15 protein-coding genes are annotated in these 26526 nt (G+C 45.8%); 1 reads left to right on the top strand and 14 read right to left on the bottom strand.

What is annotated here, in order from left to right; genetic code table 11:
- Positions 1-36: 36 nt before the first annotated feature.
- Positions 37-1281 carry an N-acetylmuramoyl-L-alanine amidase AmiC gene (gene amiC / locus PluTT01m_RS03295; RefSeq protein ID WP_011145021.1) on the bottom strand — a complete coding sequence of 415 codons (1245 nt, stop codon included), beginning with the start codon at positions 1279-1281 and terminating at the stop codon, positions 37-39.
- Positions 1282-1525: 244 nt separating this feature from the next.
- Between amiC and argA the strand changes: the two genes are divergently transcribed.
- Positions 1526-2872: an amino-acid N-acetyltransferase gene (gene argA, locus PluTT01m_RS03290; protein WP_011145020.1), complete on the top strand. Its 1347-nt coding sequence runs from the start codon at positions 1526-1528 to the stop codon at positions 2870-2872.
- Positions 2873-3103: 231 nt separating this feature from the next.
- Here argA and PluTT01m_RS03285 read toward each other — a convergent pair whose 3' ends face one another.
- The 13 genes from PluTT01m_RS03285 to ptrA form a co-directional block, all read right to left on the bottom strand.
- On the bottom strand, positions 3104-9475 hold the full coding sequence (locus PluTT01m_RS03285; protein WP_011145019.1) for an SPM autocatalytic domain-containing protein: 6372 nt from the start codon (positions 9473-9475) through the stop codon (positions 3104-3106).
- A gap of 50 nt (positions 9476-9525) precedes the next feature.
- Positions 9526-10047, bottom strand: coding sequence for a DUF5625 family protein (locus PluTT01m_RS03280; protein ID WP_011145018.1), 522 nt, complete (start codon positions 10045-10047; stop codon positions 9526-9528).
- A 48-nt stretch (positions 10048-10095) separates the two neighbouring features.
- Positions 10096-10617: a DUF5625 family protein gene (locus PluTT01m_RS03275; RefSeq protein WP_011145017.1), complete on the bottom strand. Its 522-nt coding sequence runs from the start codon at positions 10615-10617 to the stop codon at positions 10096-10098.
- A gap of 48 nt (positions 10618-10665) precedes the next feature.
- Positions 10666-11187, bottom strand: coding sequence for a DUF5625 family protein (locus PluTT01m_RS03270; RefSeq protein WP_011145016.1), 522 nt, complete (start codon positions 11185-11187; stop codon positions 10666-10668).
- Between the two features lie 58 nt (positions 11188-11245).
- Positions 11246-11776 carry a DUF5625 family protein gene (locus PluTT01m_RS03265; RefSeq protein WP_011145015.1) on the bottom strand — a complete coding sequence of 177 codons (531 nt, stop codon included), beginning with the start codon at positions 11774-11776 and terminating at the stop codon, positions 11246-11248.
- 58 nt (positions 11777-11834) lie between these two features.
- Positions 11835-12356: a DUF5625 family protein gene (locus PluTT01m_RS03260; protein ID WP_011145014.1), complete on the bottom strand. Its 522-nt coding sequence runs from the start codon at positions 12354-12356 to the stop codon at positions 11835-11837.
- Positions 12357-12414: 58 nt separating this feature from the next.
- A complete protein-coding gene (locus tag PluTT01m_RS03255) occupies positions 12415-12936 on the bottom strand; it encodes a DUF5625 family protein (protein WP_011145013.1) in 522 nt (173 codons plus the stop codon).
- 48 nt (positions 12937-12984) lie between these two features.
- A complete protein-coding gene (locus tag PluTT01m_RS03250) occupies positions 12985-13506 on the bottom strand; it encodes a DUF5625 family protein (protein ID WP_011145012.1) in 522 nt (173 codons plus the stop codon).
- Between the two features lie 109 nt (positions 13507-13615).
- Positions 13616-15031 carry an HlyD family type I secretion periplasmic adaptor subunit gene (locus tag PluTT01m_RS03245; protein ID WP_011145011.1) on the bottom strand — a complete coding sequence of 472 codons (1416 nt, stop codon included), beginning with the start codon at positions 15029-15031 and terminating at the stop codon, positions 13616-13618.
- Positions 15032-15172: 141 nt separating this feature from the next.
- A complete protein-coding gene (locus PluTT01m_RS03240) occupies positions 15173-17308 on the bottom strand; it encodes a type I secretion system permease/ATPase (protein WP_011145010.1) in 2136 nt (711 codons plus the stop codon).
- Positions 17309-18173: 865 nt separating this feature from the next.
- Complete coding sequence (gene recD / locus PluTT01m_RS03235; RefSeq protein ID WP_041379907.1) at positions 18174-20027, bottom strand: exodeoxyribonuclease V subunit alpha; 1854 nt, start codon at positions 20025-20027, stop codon at positions 18174-18176.
- Positions 20027-23632 carry an exodeoxyribonuclease V subunit beta gene (recB, locus tag PluTT01m_RS03230; RefSeq protein ID WP_041380575.1) on the bottom strand — a complete coding sequence of 1202 codons (3606 nt, stop codon included), beginning with the start codon at positions 23630-23632 and terminating at the stop codon, positions 20027-20029. The genes recD and recB overlap by 1 nt, the downstream gene beginning before the upstream one ends.
- A complete protein-coding gene (gene ptrA, locus PluTT01m_RS03225; protein ID WP_011145007.1) occupies positions 23632-26523 on the bottom strand; it encodes a pitrilysin in 2892 nt (963 codons plus the stop codon). The genes recB and ptrA overlap by 1 nt, the downstream gene beginning before the upstream one ends.
- Between the last annotated feature and the right edge of the window lie 3 nt (positions 26524-26526).

Genomic DNA, 26526 nt, shown 5'->3' with positions numbered 1-26526 from the left:
CCTGTTTAACAGCAAAAATTACCCATAGCGGCAAGCTCAAATTGCCAAATTACCCCCATTCTTGAAATAAGCTTTGATACCCGCAAAAATTGACTCTGCGATTTGCTGCTGGAAACGTGCGGTTTTCAGTTTCCGCTCCTCTTCCAAATTGCTAATAAACGCAGTCTCTACCAGAATCGAAGGGATATCTGGTGCTTTCAGTACCGCAAATCCAGCTTGATCCACCCGATTTTTATGTAATTTATTCACTTTGCCCATACGCTTAAGCACTTCGCTACCAAATTTAAGGCTGTCATTGATTGTCGCAGTTTGTAACAAATCAAACATCGTATGATCCAGATACTTATCACCGCTTTTACTCACTCCGCCAATTTGGTCAGCTTCGTTTTGCGTCTGGGCTAGAAAACGTGCGGTATTACTGGTTGCACCTTTAGTCGAGAGTGCAAAAACCGAAGAGCCACGGGCAACTCGGTTAGTAACAGCATCAGCATGAATAGAAACGAAGAGATCAGCCCGCATCTTACGCGCTTTTGCCACCCGGACTTTGAGCGGGATAAACACATCTTCATTACGGGTCATATAGACTTTCATACCCGGTTCACGCTGAATGAGCGTTTTCAATCGACGAGCAATTTGCAAAACAATATCTTTTTCACGAGTTTTATATTTGCCAATAGCACCAGGATCTTCACCACCATGTCCAGGATCGAGCATGATAACAATTGGCCTGTCTTTACCTGCTTTGCCCGACTTTGGTTTTTCTACTGGCAGATCTTCTGCTAAATGACCTTTATTATACTCTTCAAGTAGGGCAAGCAATGGATCATCATCCGTATTAACCCTCTCTGCCGGATAAATATCCAACACCAGACGATGTTTAAATTTCGCCACCGGTTTCAAAGTAAACATATGTGGGCTGACCGATTGCTTAACTTCAAACACCAAACGAACCGTTTTAGGATTAAACTGCCCTACCCTCACCAGTTTAAGATAAGGATCACGAGATTGAATCTGCTCCCCCATCCCACTTAGAGTATGATTCAGTTGTATACCTTCAAGATCAACCACAATTCTATTTGGATTTTTTAGCACAAACTGGCGATATTTGAGTGGAATATTGGACTCAAGCGTCACACGGGTATAACTAGAGGCCGGCCAAATACGTACTGCGATAATTTTTGCTGACGCTGCGTAACCCACCTGGCTAACGCTAAGCAACCACATCGCTGCGGCTCCCTGCAACAAACGACGTCGTGACAGATTATGATCTGAATGACTCATCTACTAATATTCCATTCATAAAATATAAACATTCAGGGTGATATTCACCAAACGAAACGATCAAGTGAAAAACGCTAACCAATCAGCATTATGCTGTCGTCAATGAAAAGCATTTTATATTTTGCAAATTATTAACGTCTACAGGTATATCAAAATGTTTTTACCTGAATTGCCTCTTGCCATTTTCTCTCAAAAGGAATAAAAAAGCATAAATTACGAATAAAAATTCAATCGAGAGCCTATTATGAAAGAACGAAGCACCGAGTTAGTTGAAGGATTTCGTCATTCTGTTCCGTACATCAATGCACACCGTGGTAAAACTTTTGTTATCATGCTTGGTGGAGAGGCTATTGCTCACGAAAATTTTACCAATATTATCAACGATATAGGATTACTGCATAGTTTAGGCATCCGCCTGGTCGTCGTTTATGGTGCCAGACCTCAAATTGAGCAAAACCTTGCAGACCATCATTACGAACCGGTTTACCACAAACACACCCGTGTTACCGATAATAAAACATTAGAATTAGTCAAACAATCTGCTGGCTTGCTGCAACTGGATATCACTGCACGCCTTTCTATGAATTTGAATAATACCCCGTTACAAGGTGCCAACATTAATGTTGTCAGTGGTAACTTCATTATTGCTCAACCTCTTGGCGTTGATGATGGTGTGGATTATTGCCACAGCGGAAAAATTCGCCGTATCGATGAGCATGCCATAAATCGTCAATTAGACAATGGCGCAATCGTGCTAATTGGCCCTGTCGCAGTTTCTGTCACCGGAGAGAGTTTTAATCTGGCATTTGAAGATGTTGCTACTCAATTAGCTATCAAACTACAGGCTGAAAAACTGATTGGATTCTGTTCTACTCAAGGTGTACAAGACAAAGACGGAAAAATTCTATCGGAAGTTTTTCTTAATCAAGCACCGGAACTGATTAAAGAGCTAGAAGTTAAAGGTGACTACTATTCAGGCACAGTCTGTTTTTTGCGGAGTGCAATAAAAGCTTGCCGTCGTGGCGTTCGTCGCAGCCATTTATTAAGTTATCAGGCAGATGGTTCTCTACTTCAAGAATTATTCTCCCGAGATGGTATTGGCACTCAAATAGTGATGGAAAGTGCGGAACAAATACGCCGAGCTAATATCAATGATATTGGTGGTATTCTCGAACTTATTCGCCCACTGGAACAACAGGGTATTCTGGTTCGCCGTTCAAGAGAACAACTTGAGAGAGAAATTGATAAATTCATCATTATCGAACGCGATAACCTAACTATCGCCTGTGCCGCGCTCTACCCTTATCCTGAAGAGAAAATTGGCGAAATGGCTTGTTTAGCGGTGAATCCTAAATACCGCAGCTCTTTAAGAGGTGAAGTATTACTGAATCGCATTGCGGAACACGCCAAACAGCTCGGACTGGAAAAACTGTTTGTTCTGACTACCCGCAGCATTCATTGGTTCCAAGAGCGAGGTTTTGAGCCCGCAGAACTCTCAATGCTACCGATTCAGAAACAAGTGTTATATAACTATCAGCGCCGTTCTAAAATTCTTATGCTGAATTTGGAACCACAGCCTGGATTCACATAATAAGCGCAACACCGTTAATCTGTTTTTAATTCCACACTGACTGACATACTTGGCGATTAAATAAATGGTTATTTTGTATTTTCCATTCATATTAAATTGTGAAACGCGCCCCAACAGTTAGACATTTTGCCTGTCGAAAGGCAGAAGTCCCCATATGGGGCGCTTACATTTAAACGGCGCAATTCACCTATTTATAAGGCCCGCGATAACCATCGCGGGCCTTGTTACCGATCAGTGCCAGTTGGCTGCCAGCACAGGTTGCAGCCGCTGTTGCTCGACATCGCCGAGCATTGTGGTCGCAGGTGTCGGCGGCGCGAAGGCAGCCATCGCCTGGACAAGATTTTCGACATCACTTTCCATCAACCGATGACCATCACCGGCCATGATGTTACGTGGTCGTTCGGTGGAATTGGCATACCAATTATGCAGCGTTACCTCCTGCTTGCTGCCAATGACCGAAATTTGCAGATCCTGCCCTTCATGCTGGAACCACAGACGCTCAGGGCTGATGTCCTTTCCAAACACCAAGTTCCCCATATCACCACTAAATTCCAAATCGTTGTCCCCATGCCCGACTTCTACCGTCGACATAGTACCACTGGTCACAATATGGTTATTACCCTCCCCGACTTTTACTTTCGACATAATACCGCTGGTCATGATATGGTTATCACCATTCCCGACTTCTACCGTCGACATCTCACCGCGGGTCACGATATGGTTATTGCCATCCCCGACGTTTACTTTCGTGAAGGTTCCCGACGCTTTAATGGTGTTGTTGCCATGTCCAACTGTTAGTTTGTCGATATTGCCAACAATGACGTTTTTACCATTACCTAACGTGATATCGGCAAAGCGGTCCATCACATTAACCTTATTGTCACCGTTACCGGCAACTATTTTGCTATCCATAGCTTTCACATTGATAGTCTTGCTCTCGTCCCCCAACGTAACCTCGGAAAAGGGATTTTTGACCGTAATGGAATCAGGGTCAGTGGTCACCGGTGTAGATTCCACTGCTGGCTCAATTTTCGGAACGTTAAGTGTTGTGCGCGGCTCAACAGGAGGAGTGCTAATCGGCTTCCGGTCAATCAGTGACATCCGGTCAACATTCTGGTCAAAACGCGACCTCAGGTCGACAAGGCCAGTGTTAATTCTGGTCGGATTCAGCTCAACAGGGGTAACTTTAATCATATCCCGGTCAATATCAATAGAAGAAATTTTAGTCAGACTCCAGTCAATAAGGGGAATGCTAACCGGCTTCCTTGGGGGAATACTAATCGGCTTCAAGTCGATAGGGGAAAGTGGTAAAGGCTTATCAACGCCAAGGGGGTCGACAATTGGTGTCAATGAACCCGGTACAGTCACCGTCGGTTTATCAAGAGATTGCGTCACCACTGGCTTGACCGTTGGGACCAAATCTGGTGTAAGCTCCGCAAAAAGGAAGTCGGCCGCATCGACCTGCGAAGTATCCAGAGTATCGAGATACAGCAACTTCACGTTTGAATCAGTACCGCTGACCCCATTAAAGACCACCTCAACGCCATGAATTTGTGACAGACCGTTGATCGTGCCACGATGACTCTTAGCAATTGTGAGTTGGCTGAAATCAGTGACGCCGGCTTGACGCAAATCAATTTTATCAATGCCGTGACGGAACCCACGTAATGCATTCTTGTAGTCCCTGGCACCCGGTTGGGCGGCCACCACAAAAACGTCTGACGCCGCACTGTCATGACTATAGATCGTCCCATTCAAGCTAAATTTCATCTGCCCCTGAGCATCGCTGGTGAGCATGACGCCCTTGCCGCCGCCCTTAAGGATCACGGTTCCCAAGCCTTCTTGTGGCTGGAGCGTTGCGGCGTCGCTATTCGTGTAAGCCACCGGGGCGATAAAAGTATCCTGGAACTTGAAGTTCGCCGCACCGATCCCGGCGAGTGGCTGATTTTTCAGGACAATGCTCTGCCCCTTACCCAGATCGACCTTAACATCCGCCCCCTGCTGCGTCAGCAACAGATCGGCAAACGTTTTTCCACGAAATCCGACCAGATCGATGATTTCGCCACGAGCCGCCTCGAAGTTGCTGATAACATCGCTGCCTGCCTCACGGTGGTGGACCACAAAGAAGTCCTTGCCCGCACCACCTGCCAGTGTGTTGTTTCCACGCCCGCCATCAAGCAATGCATCGGCATTACCCGCGACCAGCGTATCGTTGCCATCACCGGTGACGATGTTCTGAATGCCCGACGGATTCTTTATTGTCAACGCTGTGCCGCCAATGCTGGCAACACCGGTCAGCAAGTTGACCGAGGTATCCCGCGAAACAGCCGCCGCATTGAGGGTATTACGCCCTCCCGCCACGCCATTGACCGCATCATCCAACACTGCGCGGTTGGCCTGCCCGACCACCGATTGGATATATTCGTCGGTGTAAAAGTAAGTGTCATCCGAGGTGCTCTTGCTGCCGTACAAACGTAGCGACCAGGCATTTAATGTGACCGGCAGGCCGGAATGCGCATCGCTCACCTGTAGGGTCCAGTTGCCAGCCGAGCGTTCACCCAAATCATGAGTCGACATAAAGCTGTATTTGAACGTCCCCGACTGGCTACTACCCAGATCGGTCGCACTCGCGCCCGGCATGCCGTCTGGAACCTTACCCTGACGATTGAGCAAGATGCTCTGAGTGCCATCGGGAGAGATCAGTTTGAGCGTCAGATCACCAAGACGGCCTGCCTGGGCGTCAAAATCGATCTCGACATGCTCGACATTCAGACCGGCATTCATGGCGATGGACGACGTCAGCGTTTCACCTGCTGCCAAGGTTTTCCCCAGAGGGCCGCTGGATGCGCTATAGACGAACTCGTTGGCAGCGGTGCTTTGAGTCATCCAAGACTCAGCCAGGCGAACAGCGGCTCGCGCATCGATTTGACCAAAACCGTAATCGTTGCTGGCATGCATGCCACCGCCATTCCAGCTATGGCTACTATTATCGCTCCATGCGGTAGAGGGGTCATTGATCTTGCGAGCGGACAGAGCAAGGATCTGCTGCACATCCCGATAGCCTAAGTTCGGGTTGGCCTCAAGCATCAACGCAACAACACCGGAGACTATCGGAGCGGCAAAGCTGGTGCCTTGCATGCTGGTGTAGTCATTGCCGAAAGTTGAGCCACGTTCGGTTTTCAGCATATAGCTGGTAGACACGACATTGCTGCCCGGTGCCGAAACCAACAGGCTGGCTCCCGGATTGGAGAAGGGTGAGGAGCCAATCTGCAACGTCGACAAATCGCCCTGTGCGTTGATTGCACCGACTTCCACCGAAAAGCGGTTGTTATTGGTCAGCGACCCCTGAGCATTGCCGCCTTCTGCACGATGGTTGCCGCCCGCCGCCACGATGACGGTACCCAATCCGCCACGACCATTAGCCGCCGCATACTGCGCATTCAGGCTCAGCGACGCGGCAGTATTGATGGAGCCGCCCTGAAAGCTGCTGAGCGCGAAATCGTTGGCAAATCCCCAGCTATTGTTGGCAATATCAAAACTGACCATATGCCCCAGTCCCGCAAGATCGGCACCGTCATTGGCCAGATAATAGCCGCCCAACGTCGCATCATGGGCAACCCCGACGCCACCCGTATTATTCTTCGCCGCGACCATCACACCCGCCACCATTGTCGCGTGGTTGGAGACCACGTTCGGCAAGGTGCCATTGGTTTGTTGAGTCTGCAACCAAGCTTTGTCGACATTCGCCGCAAGGTCGGGGTGATTGATATCAAATATTTCAGGCGCGGTGGCAAACTTACCGCCCGGCTCGAACTGACCAATGCGTACGCCCTTGCCGGTGTAGTCCTTCCAGACCGGCAGAATGTTGGCATCGCTCAAATACCATTGTTGAGCAGCTAATGGATCGAGCGGGACTTCCGGGGTCAATAATGTCGCAACGGCGCGCATCGGCGCGGTTTCCCCACTGCTGAGATCGACTACCGATGCTGACGGATTCCCGGCTGCGTCAGTTACCCCATATTTAAAGCTAATGACACCGGTGTAATCTGCATCCGGCGTAAACAAGACATCGCCCTGAGCTGTGAGGCTGACCGTACCGCCTATCGCATCCCCAACATTGGCAATGCGCAGGGTACCCTGACTGTTAAGGTGTTGATCGTTAGCCAGCAGACTTTCTGCGGCAATCAGATGAGGCTGAGTACGATCAAAAACCTTGCCGTCCTTGTCGTGAGTGAGGACATCCTCGACAGGCATCGCATTGGGTGTTTGTAAATCAACCGCCGAAATATCTGAAAAATTGAGTTTTTGGATATTTTTCAGCGTAACCGTGCCGTCACGCCCGGCGACCTTATCGGCCACCACATACCCACTGTCGGTACGGGTAATTTGATAATCGCCGTGGTTACCGTGCAGGCTGACGATGTTGACCCCTCCGTCCCCATCAATCGTAGCATTGCCGTGACCCACTTCGATCACATCGTCACCCACACCACCGAAAATCTTATCATCGCCGCCGCCAGCGTGAATGATGCTGCCGTCTTTGGAGGCGTAAATTGTGTCGCCCTGAGGACCGGCATAGATAACCGACTTACCCGTGCCACCAACGATGGTGTTGTGCCCACTGCCGCCGACCAGGACGTCGTTACCCATGCCACCTATCAGAGTCGAATTGCCGGAACCGCCCTTGATAAAGACACCGTTGACACTACCGCTTATGATAGTATCGTTGCCGCTTCCGCCTTCGGCGATGGTTAAACTGGCTTGACCCATGTTCAGCTCCACGCCTTGGTTACCGACAATGATCGCCGTATCGTGCCCGCCATTGCCGTGAATGTTTTTCGTATCGTCAGAAGCGCTGATGACAAACACGTCATCGCCGGCACCACCGACATAGGTATTGCTCCCTGCGCCTCCAACCAGCCAGCTGCCGGTTTTTGCCGCAATCAACGTATCATTGCCGCTGCCACCATACAGATTGCTGACTCCCAGTTGCTCCGCATTTAAGGTTTCATCTGTTTCACTCTGGCTGGCGTAAGCCGTGGTTATGATATCGTTGTGAGTGGAGGTCACTCGTGTGCCAGCTCCCTGAGTACTCAAGGTATTACTGACGGGGTCACCAAGAAAGTCGACGGCCAGCACTTCCTGAGTTTTACCATTGATAGTAAACGACCCACTGGCAACGACCTTATTCCCATCACGGACGTCTGTTTTGTTCGAAGCCCGGACGTTTATCTGAGTAATACCCCATTCCGCCAGTGTTTTGAGTTCGCCCGCATCGACTTTTGCATCGTGGGTGCCATCAACCCAGACCCGTAATTTACTCCAGATCGGATCACGTTCATCAATCACGCCGTCTTTGTTGGCATCTTCACTGGCTAAGGCACCGAAACCCTCCTTGAATTTTTTTTCGCCCGCGGCACCGTTTATTCCGGCCTTACCACCGTAGTATTCGGAGAACATCTGGCCGGCATTTTTTATCTGACCGCTACCATCGTCGATCACCAATATCCCGGTATTGCGATCCGCCCAGCCGCTGCGCTTAAGCGTGCCACTGTTATCCATGTCGAACAACACGCCGTCACGAATGTCAGTCATGTGCACACCATTGCCGCTCAGATCCAATAACAGCGGGTCAACATAAGTGTTAAACGTTGTCATCGCCGATAAACCGTTCAACGTCACAGCGTTGCGCAGGCCGAAGTCCAGCTTGCTAGTGTCTCCGGGTTGGTAGAAAGGCTTGTAGAACTCCGACAGATAGCTGTTGGGCTTGACATTGGGGTCGAGCTGCATTTCACCGGGACGAATGCCACCGGTGGCAAGACCTGCCATCTGGGTGGAGGCAAAGTCTGTTTTATTGAGCATATCCCCGACGGCAGATATTTTATGTGTTGCAGAATTTTGTATAAACCCGTTAGCAACATCCTGCTGAGCTTTGTTTTCGCCCTGAATATGCCGCAGAGGTTTTGGCGTGGACACGATATCGATGTTAATCAATGGCTTCATCGGTAGAGTGATTTTCGTATCCTCTGGCCTAAGCCATAAACACGCTCGACCACTTTCATCGTCCAGATAATAAAAGTCACTATAACGAATATAACGACTCAAGTTGTCACGGATAATTCGACTTCCATTATTTTGCAACATATCACGCAAATGCATAGGATTATGATTAGGGAACAGTTCTCCCTCGAAACCTTTTTCGTTATAGCCAACGGCTTTTAATGATGCAAATACGAAATCCACGCAACTGTTTTTAGCCACGTTGTAATGCTTAGCATCAAATCCAACTAACGATGGGCCTTCTGAAAAAGCTTTTAACCTGTTGTACTGAAATTCAGTCAATTCTACGGTGGTTTCGTAAGAGGTCTGTTGATAGGCGGCATTATCATTATTCGTTACTCGCCCCTCTCCCCACGGTTCATCATACCTTGACTCAAAACCGTAACTTATTTCACTTCCGCTCCCGTCATTCAAAACATACCACATATGACCGCCGGCTGAAGAGTGTACGTCTCCCGCTTTATGTTCGTTCTTATCTTCCTGATAAACATACTTAGCCCCCATCGGAGCAACTTTATAGGTTACAGTATATTTCTTTTCCATACTTATTATTTCCTCTACTGATTATTTCTCTTTGTTTTTTTCTGAATAAGTCAAATTTTTGGATTAAAATAGGAGAATTCGACAAAACTCTCGATGTCATTAAAAACAGGGACATCCTCCAGGATGGTAATTACCGCAGAGTAACGTCCAGGGGGTAACTCAAGTATTTTAATGTTTCGCACAGCCATATTTATTCTTCTTCCTTCGTAATCAAGAGACTGTCCCCAACCACGTCCTCCTGCATTTATTTTCTTGTCAAAAAAAATCTTGCTATCTTTAACTAAATGAAGCGAAACGGGGATTATTACCCCGTCCTTATCAACATTCCCGAACAATTCAAGTCGCTTTTTCATTTCCTCATAGTCATCCCCTTTATCAAACAGCAAGGCAAACTGATAATTTCCTTTCTTGCTGATTTCAAAATCAATTTTGACTGACTGACCAGACTTCGATACGTCAATCGGTTTGTATATATCAATGGGCTTAGAGCAGGCCATTAATAAGGCACAGCTCATAAAAATAATAATGTTGCGCCAGTTTTTGAATCTTTCGTGTACCTGTAATACTTTCATTTCTTCACTCCAAATTTTGATATTTCCTTTGTTTATACTGATACCATTTCAAATCTTTGGATCGTAATAGGTGAATTCAACAAAACTCTCAATATCATTAAAAACAGGGACATCCTCCAGGGTGGTAATTACCGCAGAGTAGCGTCCGGGAGGTAATAAAAATGTTTTAATTTCTCTCACAGCCGTATTTATACTTCTCTCTTCGTAATTGAAGACACGCCCTCCTTCGGACCCTGAAGCGTTTATTTTCTTATCAAAAAAAATCTTGCCATCTTTAACGATATAGAGTGAAACAGGGATTATTACTCCATCTTTATCAGCTCTCCCAAACAACTTAAACCGCCTTTCCATTTCATCATAACCCTCCCCAGTTTCAAACAGTAAGGCAAACTGATAATTACCTTCCTTGCTGAGTTCAAAATCAATTTTGACTGATTGACCAGACTTCGATACGTCAATTGGTCTGTATATATCAATGAACTTAGAGCATGCCATTAATAAGGTGCAACTCATAAAAACAATAATATTTCGCCAATTTTTAAACCTTTTATATATACGTAATAATTTCATTTCTTCACTCCAAATTTTTATATTTCCTTTGTTTATACTGATATCATTTCAAATCTTCGGATTAAAATATATGAGTTGTACAAAACTCTGAATGTCATTAAAGGCTGGGACATCCTCCAGAGTGGTAATGACCGCAGAGTAATGCCCGGAGGGTAACGAAAGTGTTTTAATTTCTCGCACAGTCGTATTTACCCTTCTCTCTTCGTAATAGAAGGTACGCCCCCAACCACTTCCCACAGCGTTTATTTTCTCGTCAAAAAAAACCTTACCGTCTTTAACCACACGAAGTGAAACGGGGATGGCAACCCCGTCCTTATCAATACTTCCGAACAACTTATCCCTCCTTTGCATTTCACCAAAACCACGCCCAGTAGCAAACAGCAGGGCAAACTGATAATCTCCCTTCTTGCTGATTTCAAAATCAATCTTGACTGACTGATCAGAATGCGACACCTCAATCGGTCTGTATATATTAATGGGCTCAGAACATGCTATTAATAAAGTGCAACTCATAAAAATAATAATGTTTTGCCAATTTTTAAACCTTTCGTATACCTGTAATACTTTCATTTCGTCACTCCAAATTTTGATATTTCCTTTGTTTATACTGATACCATTTTAAATCTTCTTAAATTTTCGGATTGTAATAGGCGAACTCGACAAAACTCTCGATGTCATTAAAGGCAGGAACATCCTCCAGAGTGGTAATGACCGCAGAGTAACGTCCGGGGAGCAATTCAAGTGTTTTAATATCGCGCACAGTCGTATTTATTAATCTCTTTTCGTAATAGAAGGCTTGCCACCCATCGAGCCTTACCGCATTTACCTTCTTGTCAAAAAAAACCTTTCCGTCTTTAACCAGACGAAGAGAAACGGGAATAGCAATCCCATCCTTATCAACACTCCCAAATATCTTAGATCGCCTGTCTATTTCATTATAATCACCCCCAGTAGCAAACAGCAGAGCAAATTGATAATTTCCAGCCTTGCGCTTGCTGAGTTCAAAATTAATCTCAACCGATTGTCCCGAATGCGACACATCAATCGGCTTGCGTATAGCATCAATGTAATTAGAGCATGCTACTAACCAGATACAACTCATAAAAATAATAATATTTCGCCAATTTTTAAACCTTTCATATATACGTAACAATTTCATTTCTTCACTCCAAATTTTTATATTTCCTTTGTTTATACTGATACCATTTTAAATCTTCTTAAATTTTCGGATTGTAATAGGCGAACTCGACAAAACTCTCAATGCCATTAAAAGCAGGGACATCCTCCAGAGTGGTAATGACCGCAGAGTAACGTCCGGGGGATAACGAAAATGTCTTAATTTCTCGCACAGCCGTATTTACCCTTCTCTCTTCGTAATAGAAAGACTGCCCCCCGTCGTATCCCCCTGAGTTTATTTTTTCATCAAAAAAAACCTTATCATTTCTAACCAGATAAAGTGAAACAGGGATTGTTACTCCGTCATCATAAATACTCCCGAACAACTTAAATCGCCTTTCCATTTCATCATGATCATCCCCTGTAGCAAACAGCAGGACAAACTGATAATTTCCAGTCTTGCTGATTTCAAAATCAATTTTGACTGATTGACCAGACTTCGATACGTCAATCGGTTTGTATATATCAATGGGCTTAGAGCAGGCCATTAATAATGTACAGCTCATAAAAATAATAATATTTCGCCAATTTTTAAACCTTTCATATATACGTAATATTTTCATTTCATCACTCCAAATTTTGATATTTCCTTTGTTTATACTGATACCATTTTAAATCTTCTTAAATCTTCGGATCGTAATGATTGAATTCAACAAAACTCTCAATACTATTAAAAACAGGGACATCCTCCAGGGTGGTAATTACCGCAGAGTAGCGTCCGGGAGGTAATGAAAATGTTTTAATTTCTCGCACAGCCGTATTTATCCTTCTCTCTTCGTAATTGACGGCACGCCCTCCTTCGGATCCCGCAGCGTTTATTTTCTTGTCAAAAAAAATCTTGCCATCTTTAACGATATGGAGTGAAACGGGGGTTATTACTCCGTTTTTATAAACTCTCCCAAACAACTCAAACCTCCTTGCCATTTCATCGTAATCATCCGTAGTAGCAAACAGCAGGACAAACTGATAATTGCCTTCCTTGCTGATTTCAAAATCAATTTTGACTGATTGACCAGACTTCGATACGTCAATTGGTCTGTATATATCAATGAACTTAGAGCAGGCCATTAATAAGGCGCAGCTCATAAAAATAATAATGTTGCGCCAGTTTTTGAATCTCTCGTTTACCTGTAATATTTTCATCACGTCACTCCAAATTTTTATATCTTCTTTGTTTATACTGATACCATTTCAAATCTTCGGATCGTAATGGTTGAATTCAACAAAACTCTCAATACCATTAAAAGCAGGGACATCCTCCAGGGTGGTAATTACCGCAGAGTAGCGTCCGGGAGGTAATGAAAATGTTTTAATTTCTCTCACAGCCGTATTTATACTTCTCTCTTCGTAATTGAAGACACGCCCTCCTTCGGACCCTGAAGCGTTTATTTTCTTATCAAAAAAAATCTTGCCATCTTTAACGATATAGAGTGAAACAGGGATTATTACTCCATCTTTATCAGCTCTCCCAAACAACTTAAACCGCCTTGCCATTTCATCATGACCCTCCCCAGTTTCAAACAGCAGGACAAACTGATAATTGCCTTCCTTGCTAATTTCAAAATCAATTTTGACTGATTGACCAGACTTCGATACGTCAATCGGTTTGTATATATCAATGAACTTAGAGCAGGCCATTAATAATGTACAGCTCATGAAAATAATCATATTGCGCCAGTTTTTAAACCTTTCATGTATACGTAATACTTTCATTTCATCACTCCAAATAAAGTAAGGCGGCGAAAAACATTAACGGTCATTTATCTCAAACCCGGAAAACGGTGAGTATGGCGAGCCGAGTTCACAGAGCTGCCCTCACAACCTACCGTTCTCTCAGACTTTCATCTATATGTTGCTGCAATGGGCTCAAGAAGTAATCGATCACGCGACGTTGATCAGTTTTTATTTCTGCCGTGATCGACATGCCCGGAGACAGTGGGACTCGCTGACCATTGACCATCACGTGATCAGACTTCAAACGAATGCGGCTGCTATAGATGAGCCCATGCTTTTCGTCCTCGATGGCGTCGTTCGACACGTTGAGCACTTCGCCGTCAACGGTGCCGTACTTGGTAAAAGTAAAAGTTTCCACTTTGACGGTGACCGGTTGACCAACATGGACAAAACCCACATCCTTGTTTTCCAGCCTAGCCTCCACTTCTACCGATTGGTCTGCGGGGACGATGACCATCAGCGGCTGAGCAGGTGTCACCACACCACCGACAGTATGGATAGCGAGTTGTTGAACTGTGCCGGCCACCGGGGCTTTGAGGCTGGTCAAAGTTTCCTGATAACGGGCCTTCGCCAGCTCCTGAACCAGGGTCGCTACCTTTTTGTTGGCTTCCTGTTGCAGGTCGAGCATGGCGCGGCGATTTTGCGCAACAACAGCCTCACGCCGACGTCGCGCCTCGTCCTGAGCGGCGGCGTGCTGCAAGACACTGGCCTGCTGTACGCTTAACTGACGTTGCAGATCCAGTCGCGTCTGCTCTTTTTCCAGATATTCATGCCGCGACACATACTGTTTCTTCAATAACCGTTGGTAATCCTCGGCCAATCGTGTCGCAATCGGCAGCGTTTTTCGCAGACTAGCCACCTGGGCCTGGGCTGACTGGATTTCGGCGCTGCGTTGGAGGATTTCTGCATCCACCAACTCCAGGTTGCTGCGGTATTCCTGATATTGTCCTTGAAGCCAGCGTTGGGCACTGAGTACCTGCTCAGGGTTGGCGTTGTCAATCGTTCCTACCAGCGACGCCGGCGACTTTTGTTGATTGATCGCGTCGAGCATGGCGGCACTCCGCGCACTGTCGATACGAGCAGCCAGCAGCTCGCTCTGGATCCGGCTGACATCGGCGCTCGCCGCCGTCGGGTCGAGCTCAACCAACAACTCGCCAACTTTCACCGACTGGCCGTCATTGACGTGGATCGCTCTGACCACCGCCGTTTCACTGGATTGAATCAACTTGGTCTTGCCATTGGGAACGACCTTTCCCGGGGCGATAGCCACTACCTCGATTTTGCCGATGTAGGCCCAGAGCAACGCCAATACAGCAAAACCCAGAATGGTCCAGGTGAAAATTCTCGGTGCTGGGTGAACCGGTGTTTCCTGCAACTCCAAAGCCGTCGGTAAAAACTGTAATTCATGAGCCAGTCGCGGCGACACGTCCATGTTTTTACGTTGGTGCCAAGACTCACGCCACGCGTGACGATAACGCTGCAATAAGGAAAGGGTAGCGCTCATTTGAAATTATTTTCCTTGAATCGGAGTATGTTTATCTTGGTCACATCTGCCTCTGATGGTGTTATTAACCATTGATTATGTTATTAACCATTGATTGCGTGATTAGCCGTTTTGATCGTACTTTCCAGAAATGGAGGCCTGTCATCCCTGCTGCATTCGATGCAGTCGTGAATAGTGGCCGTCCTGACGTGCCAGTAACTCGGCGTGGGCGCCCTGTTCAACGATCTGCCCGCGATCCATTACAAGGATACGGTGCGCGTCGCGTACAGCGGACAACCGATGAGCGATAATGATGACCGTGCGCCCCTTGCAAATGCTTTGCATGTTCTGCTGAACCACCCGCTCAGACTCGTAGTCCAGCGCACTGGTCGCTTCGTCGAAAATCAAAATGCGAGGATTGCCGATCAAGGCGCGGGCAATGGCTACCCGTTGCCGTTGACCGCCTGAAAGTGACGCGCCGTGTTCTCCCACAATGGTGTCGTAACCTTCGGGCAGTTCAAGGATGAATTCATGAGCTCCAGCCATGCGGGCGGCGTGCATGACCACTTCGAGCGGCGCACCCGGATCGCTCAAGGCAATGTTTTCGCGAATGCTGCGGTTGAATAGCATATTGTCCTGCAACACCACGCCGATCTGCCGGCGCAGCGAGGACACATCAGCCAATGCCAAGTCCATGCCATCGACCATGACCCGTCCGCGCTCCGGAACATAGAGCCGCTGCAACAAGCGGGTCAGAGTGCTTTTGCCGGAACCGGAGCGGCCCACCACACCAATGATTTCTCCCGCGCCAATGACCAGATTGACGCCGCGCAGCACCTCAGAACCATCAGCCCGATAACGAAAATGCACCTGTTCGAACTCTACCTGCCCCTTGAGCGGCGGTACTGTGCTACGTGTAGCCTGAGACAATTCCGTACGGGAATTGAGGATATCTCCCAGGCGCTGCACTGAGACTCCGGTCTGCTGGAAGCTGGTCCACAGTTGCGCCAAACGCATGATAGGGCCGCTGACACGGCCGGCCAGCATATTGAATGCGATCAGTTCCCCCACCGATAGCTGCCCGTCTATCACGAGGCGGGCACCTAGCCAGAGTGTGGCAACCGTCACTAACTTGCCGATAAGCGAAACACTTTCATTGGCGATAGTGGATAAGGTCTGTGTTTTGAAACCGGCGGCAACATAAGCCGCCAGTTGGTTGTCCCACTTGCGGATGGCCTGCGGTTCAACCGCCATTGACTTTAGGGTATCAATGCCATTGACCGTTTCGACAAGGAATGCCTGATTCTCAGCGTTGCGGGTGAAGCTATCCTGTAATCGCTTACGCAAGAGAGGTGTAACCAACCCCGAGACGAGTGCATAAAGCGGCAATGATAACACCACAATGAGAGTCAACCAGCCGCTGTAATAGAACATCACAAGGATGAACACCAGAGAAAAAAGCACGTCGAGCATCAGGGTAATGGCGTTGCCGGTAAGGAAGCTACGGATATTTTCCAGTTCACGTACACGAGCCACAGAATCACCGACTCTCCGGGCCTGGAAGTAAGCCAGCGGCAGATTAATCAAGTGCCGAAACAGATTCGATCCCAACTGCACATCAATACGGCTGGTCGTGTGGGCAAACACGTAGCTACGCAGACCGCTCAGGGCCGACTCGAACAGCATGATGCCCAGCAATCCCGCCGCGACCACATCCAGTGTGGTTAGGCCGTGGTGCACCAGTACTTTGTCCATGACCACCTGAAAGAACAACGGAGTCACCAGGGCAAACAACTGCAAGGCAAAAGACCCCAGCAAAACTTCACCCAACAACTTGCGGTATTTGACGATAGCCGGGATAAACCAAGTGAAGTCAAAACGAGAAGTCTCTCCGGGCAGACCGTTACTGGAACGCACAAGCACCAATTGCCCTGTCCAACGCTGCTCAAGCTGCTCGAAGCTGATAACTTCGGGGCGCGCCGAACGTGGGTCCTGAATCAGAGCCTGTTCTTTATCCAGTTTAGCCAAAATAAAAAATTGCCCATCTCGGTCAATGGCAATGGCGGGCAAGGGAGTATGTTCAAGTCTGGCCAGTGTTGTGTGTACAGCCCTGGCTTTCAGCCCTGAATGACGAGCAGCCAGCAGCAGCTCTTTCAGGGTAAAACCTTGGCTGGCAGTGGAAAATTCGTGTGAAAGTTGTTCAGTCGATATAGCGATGTTGTGAAACCTGGCCAACATTGCCAGGCAAATCAGGCCGGTGTCCAGCCCCGGGGAAGAGTGGGGTGACTCAGTACTCATTTCATTATCTTGCATCAGACAACTTAATCCTTAAATCAAAAATCTGGATATTCATCTCACCCCTAGCAAGCTATCCAGACATATCCGCAATCCGTTTAGTAAACAAATCACAATTCATATAATTAGGCGTTTATATCATCAAATAATAATAAATTTCATTTAATATATTCACAAACTGTGACATTAACCACACAATAATATTAAAATTTATTAAATTTATAATTTTATTGTTTACATTGATAACAAAACATAAACATCAGCAATTTGATTCAGTCATTGCAACTATTTTTGAATCTTTTGAATCGGTGAAATTAAGATATCGATCAGTATATAGCCTATGGATTTCAAGATGCATCGCGGCGGCAAGGGAGCGAATCCCCGGGAGCATAGATAACTATGTGACCGGGGTGAGTGAGTGCGGCCAACAAAGAAACAACTTGAAAGATGACGGGTATATAGCCATCACGATGAAACTACTCGGTATTGCTGACTGAACGATTACGACTCACAATCAATCAACATGAAGGACTAAGAAAAGATATTTCAGTTAGAAATTAACCAAAATTTGGCATATAGGTAGGTTTAAGATACCTTTATCTTGCATAGGTCAATGTAATCTCTAATTCACTGCACGAGAATTTTTCAATCACCCAATCGAGAACTTTTTACAAAACTGAAAAGGGATATTTACCGAAGTCAGCACGGCAAATCAGAAATCTCATTAAAGGGATTAATGATCTGATTGTCGGGCTTAAAATCCCATCCAACAACAGAACAAATAACGATCAAAAAAATGTCAGAGAAGATATGGCAACATCGTTAATATATAAATTTTTTTGCACAAGTTAGTCTATCAGAATAAGTACTAATCCACCTGTAAGCTAAGCCGCTCTGCTAACCCGCTTCGCCTTTGAGTTGGTGTCTGGATTGCCTGACGCAATACCGCTTCATGTGCATAAAGAGTCAGTTTTTCTCTGGCACGGGTTATCGCTGTATAAACCAGTTCACGGCTGACAACCGGCACAAATTGCGTTGGCAATACCAAAGCGGTATGTTCAAATTCTGAGCCCTGCGATTTATGTACGGTCATCACATACGCAGTTTCATGTTGTGGTAAACGACTTGGCTGGACTCCCTTAATCTGCCCGTCAGGCAGTTGAAAATAAGCACGCAGTTCATGATTTTCGTCTCTGAGCATAATACCAATATCACCATTAAATAGGCCCAATGTGCTGTCGTTACGCGATATCATGATGGGCCGCCCTGCATAACCACGGCTGAAAGTCCCGACTGGACGACGAATAAGCCCCTGACGATGTAATAGCTGTTCTATACGCTCATTAAGCCCACTGACACCAAACAGCCCTTCTCTAAGTGCACACAACAAACGATAGCGGTTAAATTCATCTAAAATCTCTTTGACTGGTGCCTGTTTTGCCACCAGATGCAAGTAAAGGTAATAACCCGATACCGTTTCTGCCAACAACCGCTGATAATCTTCATCGTCAGACAATGGGTAAAAACAGATATCCTTCAACGGTTGCTGCAAAATAGCGAGAGCTTGTCGACTCTTTCCCTGATTAACGGCCGTCGCCAATTGACCAATCCCCGAATCCACATTAAAACGATAACTTTTACGTAAAAGACACAAACGATCACGAACCTCTGGGATATTTTGCTGATCACCCGCAACTAACCGGCATCCCGTCAATCTGCTTAGCTGTTGCGCCCTCGTTACGCTATATCCGAGTTCGGCAAAACGGCAAATATCACCCAACACCGCGCCTGCTTCCACTGATGCCAATTGATCTCGGTCACCAAGCAGAACAATTTTCGCTTTCGGTGGCAATGCATCAATCAACCTAGCCATCATGGGTAAATCCACCATTGAAGCTTCATCCACCACCAGCACATCAAGGTTCAATGGATTATCTCGATCATAGCGCAAGCGCTGGCTATCAGGCTGCGCTCCTAGCAAGCGATGAATCGTCTGCGCCTGATCCGGCATACATGCAAATTGTTCCTCCGTCAGAGGCAATTTTCTGACCGCACTATTAAGAGATTCGGTCAATCTGGCGGCCGCCTTTCCGGTCGGAGCCGCCAGTTGGATAACCCGCTTTTTATCAGGTTCAAGTTTAATTAAGGTAGCCAACAGCTTAGCAACGGTGGTAGTTTTCCCGGTTCCTGGTCCGCCAGAGATAACCGAAATTCTGCTAGTCACCGCGACAGCCGCAGCCATTTTTTGCCAGTCCACCATTTCCTCAGATAGCATGAATAATTCATCTAAAACAACTTTCAGTTGCTGTTCCTGAATATTATCGATTGGTTGATTGCCGGAAAAAAAAGCCGCCACCTGACATTCACTTTGCCACATTCTCTGCAAATAAAGCCGATCATGGGAAAGCACAACAGGCGTGGGTTGAAATCCATCACTAACCGCAGCACAATTTTCCAGTGCTATCCGCAAACTCTGCTCATCAGGTTTTCCCGCAACCTGCCATAACTGTTCGGCAAATTCACGATGTCGCCCATCAAAAAAATATTCAGGCGTTATCCGATTAACCGGCAGGCAAACATGGCCGGTACCGGTTTCAGCGCTTAACAGCGCCATCACCAACAACAAAACAGGATCTTTATCCTCAATCAATACATGAGCAAACTGTAAGTCCAATGAACGCAAAAGCCTGAGGTTTACTGCTTGTTGTAATAACGAAATCATCAATTTTTCTCTTTCTCAAGCTGTTCACTACCACTGAAAAGCAGATCCAAAGCATCAACAAATTCAGCCGATGGCCGACAATTGAAAATACCATTCCCCGGCTGTTGTTTATCTATTCCCCTCAGAAACAGATAAATCACGCCGCCGAAATGTTGTTGGTAATCATAATTAGCCAGCCTGTGACGCAAGTAACGATGCAATGCCAGTGTATAAAGTTGATATTGCAGATCATAACGATGCTCAATCATGGCTATTTCCATTGCCTGGCGAGTATAAAACTGACTCTCCTCTCCCAACCAGTTTGATTTGTAATCCAGCAGGTAGAATTTACCTTGCCAACAGAAGACCAAATCAATAAACCCTTTCAACACTCCTTTCACCTGCTGAAATTCCAGTTGGGGGCAGCGAGCAGAAATTGGATCATAACGACGTATCAGTGTATCCAACATCTGAGATCGCAAAAGTTGTTCAACCGGCAGATAAAATTGCATTTCATCCTGTTGATGATGTAGCGGAATTTTTGCCAATTGCACTCCTTCATCATTCAATGGAATAGTAAAAATATCGACCATCCATTGCTGTAATGTCCCACTCCAGCGTTCATCAAATCCGGCTGATTGCAGTTGTTCTGCCAACCATTTCTCATCAGGTAATTGGCTGAAACTAAGTTCTTCCAAAATAGCGTGTAAAAAAGTCCCCGCGGAAGCTCCCCGTGGGAATGTATGTGGTGTCATTTCAGGTTGTTCTACTAACTGTCTTTCACCACTAGCATCAACATCAAGTTTTGGCGCAATAGACTGAACAATCACGTCAATAGATTCTTCTCCAGCAAAATAAGCGGAAGCATTACCACGATGAACTACAGAGTTTCGTAAACCAGAATAACTGGTAATACGCCAATCATCCTGAACTCTACGTTTAAATTGCCTGGCCGACAGGACTAAATCATTTTTACTTTGCGATTGCCAAGGGTGATCATCAGTCTCATTAATTGATGATATAACAATGCCATCTCCGCTTAATTCTTTAAGCGATGTTGCCAGAAAATCAGCATCCCCTTTCACCCCCTTTTGCAACAGGTAGCCCAGAGCACATTGATGCAGATCAGTATCCCCGGCCTTTTTCTTATTGCCTTTTATCAGCGGAGCCACGCCGACACTGCAATGGTAAACAGAACGCGTCAATGCGACATAGAGTAAACGCAAATCCTCTGCCAATCGCTCTTGTTCCGCCAGTTCAATCGTCTCGTCGTCAGGAAAGATATCGAGGCAAGCATTAAAGCTTGTACGATCATGATATATCGCCCGCTTCTGCTCCCTGAAATTACAGATAAATGGCAACCATACCAGCGGATATTCCAGCCCCTTAGATTTATGGATAGTACAAATTTGTACCAAGTGACGATCGCTTTCTAGCCGTATCTGCTGATTTTCAGATTGTGGATCAGGATGAGAGATTTGCTGAGCCAACCAGCGAGTGACCGCATGTTCACTGTCAAGTTGTAAAGATATCTCCTGCAACAACTCACCAATATGCATCACATCTGTCAAGCGCCGTTCACCGTCATAACTGGCAAGCAAATTCTCAGCAATATGATGGTTGGCGATTACCGCTCGTAGCATAGGTAACACGCCACGGCGTTGCCACAGACGAAAGTAGCCATCAAACTCATCAACTAACTGGTCCCACGTCTTCTCATCATGATTTAGTTTGTCTATCTGTCGAGCGGTCAAACCAAACAAACCACTGGCAAGCGCACTTCTCAACACCCGCTCTTTCTCTGGTGATAACACCGCTTGCAGCAACCAGAGAATATCCTTGGCTTCTACGGTATCAAATACACTTTCTCGGTTAGAAAGAAATACGGAAGGGATAGATAACAGATTAAGTGCATTACGGATCAGTGTCGCTTCCTTTCTACTACGCACCAAAACCGTAATATCAGCCGCCGTCACAGGCCGAGAACCTTCACTTTTATGTAACAAAGCCCGCCCTTCACTACCTGCCTGCAACCAATCACGAATTTGCGCAGAACAGAGCCGTGACATCGTTTGCTCATAATCTCCGATAGAAACACCTTCTCCTGGTTGTAACCAGAAATTCAGTGCGGCCTGTTCTTCACCGTCATAGCTAAAAGAGAGCTCTCGGTTTTTCTCTGCCGCAGAAACTTCAATAAAAGGAATCTGCTCAAACAAAAATGGATTTTCTGAACGCATAAACAGTTTGTTTACTGCCTGTACCATCGAGTAGGCAGAGCGCCAGTTTGTTTCCAGAGTATAGTGAGCACTTACCTGAGAGCGGGCACGAATATAAGTGAAAATATCTGCGCCGCGAAATGCATAAATAGCTTGTTTGGGATCACCAATAAATAGCAATCCATTTTCAGGCTGAGTGCCATAAATGGTATGAAAAATTCGGTATTGCTGTGGGTCGGTATCCTGAAATTCGTCGATCAACGCAACCGGATAGCGTCGGCGGATTGTCTCAGCAAGCAAATCACTGCCGGGACCTTTCAGAGCATCATCAAGACGGGTTAGTAAATCATCAAACCCCATTTGACCACGTGTTAATTTTTCCTGACGGATTGATTGGCGAACCTCAATAATAGCTCTGGAGATAATCAAATCACGTAAAGTAAGTGGTTTCTGATATAAATCATCTATCACAACAAAAAGTGAATGTTCAGGTACCTCACCTTTTTTTGTCTTTTCTGCCAATACTGACTGCCGGAATTTCTCCAGCGCTTTTGGCAACTGATAATCCTCTGTAGGCGTCTGAGCCCAATCCATGACACTATTCAGCCAATTTGGTAAGTGCTTACTACTGTAACTTCTTTTATCGACACCAGAACCCGCAATTAAATCGTGCAACTCTCCCGCAGCTTCATTCCATTGGTATTTAACATCGTTGATCAACTGGGTAATTTTTTCATGACGACTTAACAGCGTTTCATCGCTGGCTGGCGCATCAACCATATATGGCATATCCCCTTGTAAATAAGGGTATAATTCAGCCAACAGGGCTTCCGGCCCACTCCACTCCTGGCTGATCACCTGCGCCATTGATAACGGCAATGGATAACAGTGTCGCCGCCAGAAATCGGCACACCCTTGCCGTTCTAACGGATGTTGATCCTGAATTAATGTCTGTTCAAACAAAATCCCAGATTCAAAGGCATTATGTGCCAACATTCTCTGACAAAAACCATGAATGGTATAAATCGCCGCTTCATCCATTTGCCGCTCTGCGGCGAGTAACCAAATAGCCGCCTGCCCTTTATCCGGGATTTCATTCAATAGCTGTTGATAGGCAGGTTCTGTCTCTTCTATTGCATTTCGAATACAGGCAAGGCGAAGTTTATGAATATTTTCACGGATACGACCACGTAACTCATTTGTTGCTGCCTCAGTAAAAGTCACCACCAGAATTTCTTCCACGCTTAAAGGCCGTGAAAAAGCGGCATCTTTCCCCAGTCCAAGTAGAAGACGCAGATATAAAATGCCAATGGTGTAGGTTTTACCCGTCCCGGCCGATGCTTCGATCAGCCGCTGACCAGTCAGCGGCAGAGTTAATACATTAAGCCTGTGGACAGATATCTCTGTGATCACTGAGCTCTTACCTCAACAGGTAACCGTTTCTGAAATTCAGTCACATTTTGATAGGTTTTCCAACCTTTCAATTTCGCATATCCATCCAAGTTTCCTGATTTACCAATCACTTGCGAAATGAATGACAACCCTATATGTTTGATGACCGCATTCCGATAGAAACTAATCAATTGTTGCTGTGTAGTTTTCTTTAGGATCTCAAGCATTTTATCTCTACTGTCAAAACTAAAGTTATTACGACTGAAATCACCGGAGAAACGGGCAACTTCGGCATAGAAAGTTTGTGGCGGTTGCTGCTTTTCATTAATCAGCGCACTCTTGTACTGCTCAAAATCAGCTTGAGGCATGGCTTTCAATTTATTACCCACGTTCTGATAGAAATCTTGATAACGCTGATTCAAATATTTTGGTTGCTTGCTATTACTTTGCAGTAGGAAACCCAACCCCCACTGTTCCCCCACACTGGTATTGAAAGCAAACACTGCATACCCCAGTTGCTCTACTGTTCTTAACTGCTCATAGAACCACGGCTGGAGCATGTTGCTCAACAAACTGGAATAAACATAACCTTCTATACGGTTATAACCCGTCGGAATATAAACCTCTGCTAAAGCACCATCTGTGCTGCTGCCAACACGCTGGAAATTAACCGGGTAATTTTTATCAATCACCACCTTATCCCCACTCCACCAATCATTTCCTTGATTTGCCAGTTGGTTATGGGCAGATTCAGCAATCACTTTGCTCTGCTGTTCGGTCAAATTCCCAATGATCATCATTTGCAAAGCAGCATTTTTTATCATCTCATGACGATACGTAACAATATCCTGAACCGTGATAGTCTCCAGCGCTTCCAGACGGGTGGATTGTTCAATGTAAGGCACCACAGAAAGGCGCTTCAACGGCTGCATAGCCATGTCATAAGCTTTAGCGTTATTAGAAACCGCTATCTGCTCACGATACCAGGACTTAGCCTGTGCCAATTGCTCCTCAGTTGGTGTGAATGCCATGTAATTACTGATTAAAGAGGTTAAAAGCGCTGGCAGACTCTGAGTGTAACCACTTACTCCTAATTGCAGCCCCTGAGATGAGCCCGTAGAAATATTCATTCCTGCAACAGAAGCCTGATAACTAAGCTGGTCAAGGGAAAGCCCTGCCAAATAATCAAGCAAAGAGGAAGTGACCTGCTCACGAGCGCTATTCAAACCTTCTGCGTTGCGCAAATCAAGCGTAATGCTGGCTTTAGGTTCATCAGCAAAATATTGGCTCGGCATATAAAGCAAGCGGACATTCTGCTGTTCAACGATCATTTCTGGATGTTTTTTACTCTTATCTGCTTTTATCAGCTTCAAATCGTCAGGAATATAAGGATTTGGTGCGGGCAGAGAAAAGCTCATCTGCTCCTCTAATTGCTGCCATTTAACTCGTTGCTGCAATGTAATTCGATCAACCTGATAAGGTGCCTGAACAAAATAAGCCTGTTTATTGTGTGGCTCTTTTGGACTGATATACCAGATTCTTGCATTTTCAGGTGTTAACTCAGCAAGCCGATTGGCGATTGCTTTCGGGTCATAGTTATCAGCTAAATAACCGGCATTCAGTACATTGGAAACAGGAACTCGCAACATAGCATCCGATAACCATTCGATATAATGCATATCACGAACAACGGAACCATATCGGAAAGATAGGTTCAAAACCTTCGCGATTTCATCAAAATAACTTTTCTGAATGCCTTTTTGTTTCAATAAATTAATATAAGCAAAAATAGCCGCAACAATCTGATCCCGTTGTGCAAGCCCTTTATCTGTCAACGTCACATAAATAAAAAAGATACCTTTGTTGCGATCAACCATAGGCTCCGCACCGGCACTGATACTTTCTGCTAGTCCTTGAGTTTGTAGCCAATCTGATAATGTATTCAGGCTACGATTGCCTATTATATAACCGAGATATTCATCGGTTTTACTGCGGAAATCAGCACTGTTATTGTCAATACTGAATTCCAATTGCAATGCCTTTTGCGGTTGGGCAGGAACATAATGGATGATAATCCCTTTCTCTTTTTCCGTTACTGCTGGCACAGTAATCACCGGCACACTCGCTTTTCTATCCGGTATCCGACCAAAAGTATCAACGGCAATTTGAGTCAGTTTATCGATAGGCTGATTACCGTAAATGACACCTTTCATCAGGTTGGCTGAATAATAGCGTTGATAAAAATCCACCAGTTCTGTCTGTAATTTACTCCCCGGTTTATCTTTTAATGTTTCTAGATTACCACCAGAAAAACGGGCATTGGGATGCTTAGGATTCAAGGTTTCTGCCCGTATTTGAGCAACCCGCATCCCATCACGCGAACGCGCCATTGTCAGCTCTGCATTAACCGCATTTCGCTCCCGATCTGCATTCACTGGATTAAGTAACGGCTCAGCCAGTGCATCAGCCAGACGATCTGTGGCTTGAGCTAACGCTTCATTTTCTACTTCAAGGTAGAAAGCTGTGCGGTAAGAAGCGGTGCTGGCATTATAGCTACCACCATGTTTTTGCAAAAATTCAGATAAATCACCTGACTGTGGGTAACGTTCAGATCCCATCAGAACCATATGTTCCAGATAATGTGCAAGCCCGAGCTGGCTGTCAGGGTTTTCCATACTACCAACCGGAATTGCTACCGCTGCCAGAGATTTGGTTGCCTTCTCATCAGATACCAGCAAGACCGTCATATTGTTTGCCAGTTTGATTCCCTGATACTGACGATGATCACTCTCGCTTTTATAAATTGTCTCTTGCAGTAGTTGTGATGATTGTGGTGTTTGCGCATAACTCGTCGTTCCCCAAAAAAGCAGGAACATCACAGTAATCATGCGAACAAAATGTTTATGCATTAT

It is taken from the genome of Photorhabdus laumondii subsp. laumondii (assembly GCF_003343245.1).
Lineage (GTDB): Bacteria > Pseudomonadota > Gammaproteobacteria > Enterobacterales > Enterobacteriaceae > Photorhabdus > Photorhabdus laumondii.
The sequence above is the reverse complement of the archived record's forward strand: the minus strand, read 5'-3'. Positions and strand labels throughout refer to the sequence as shown.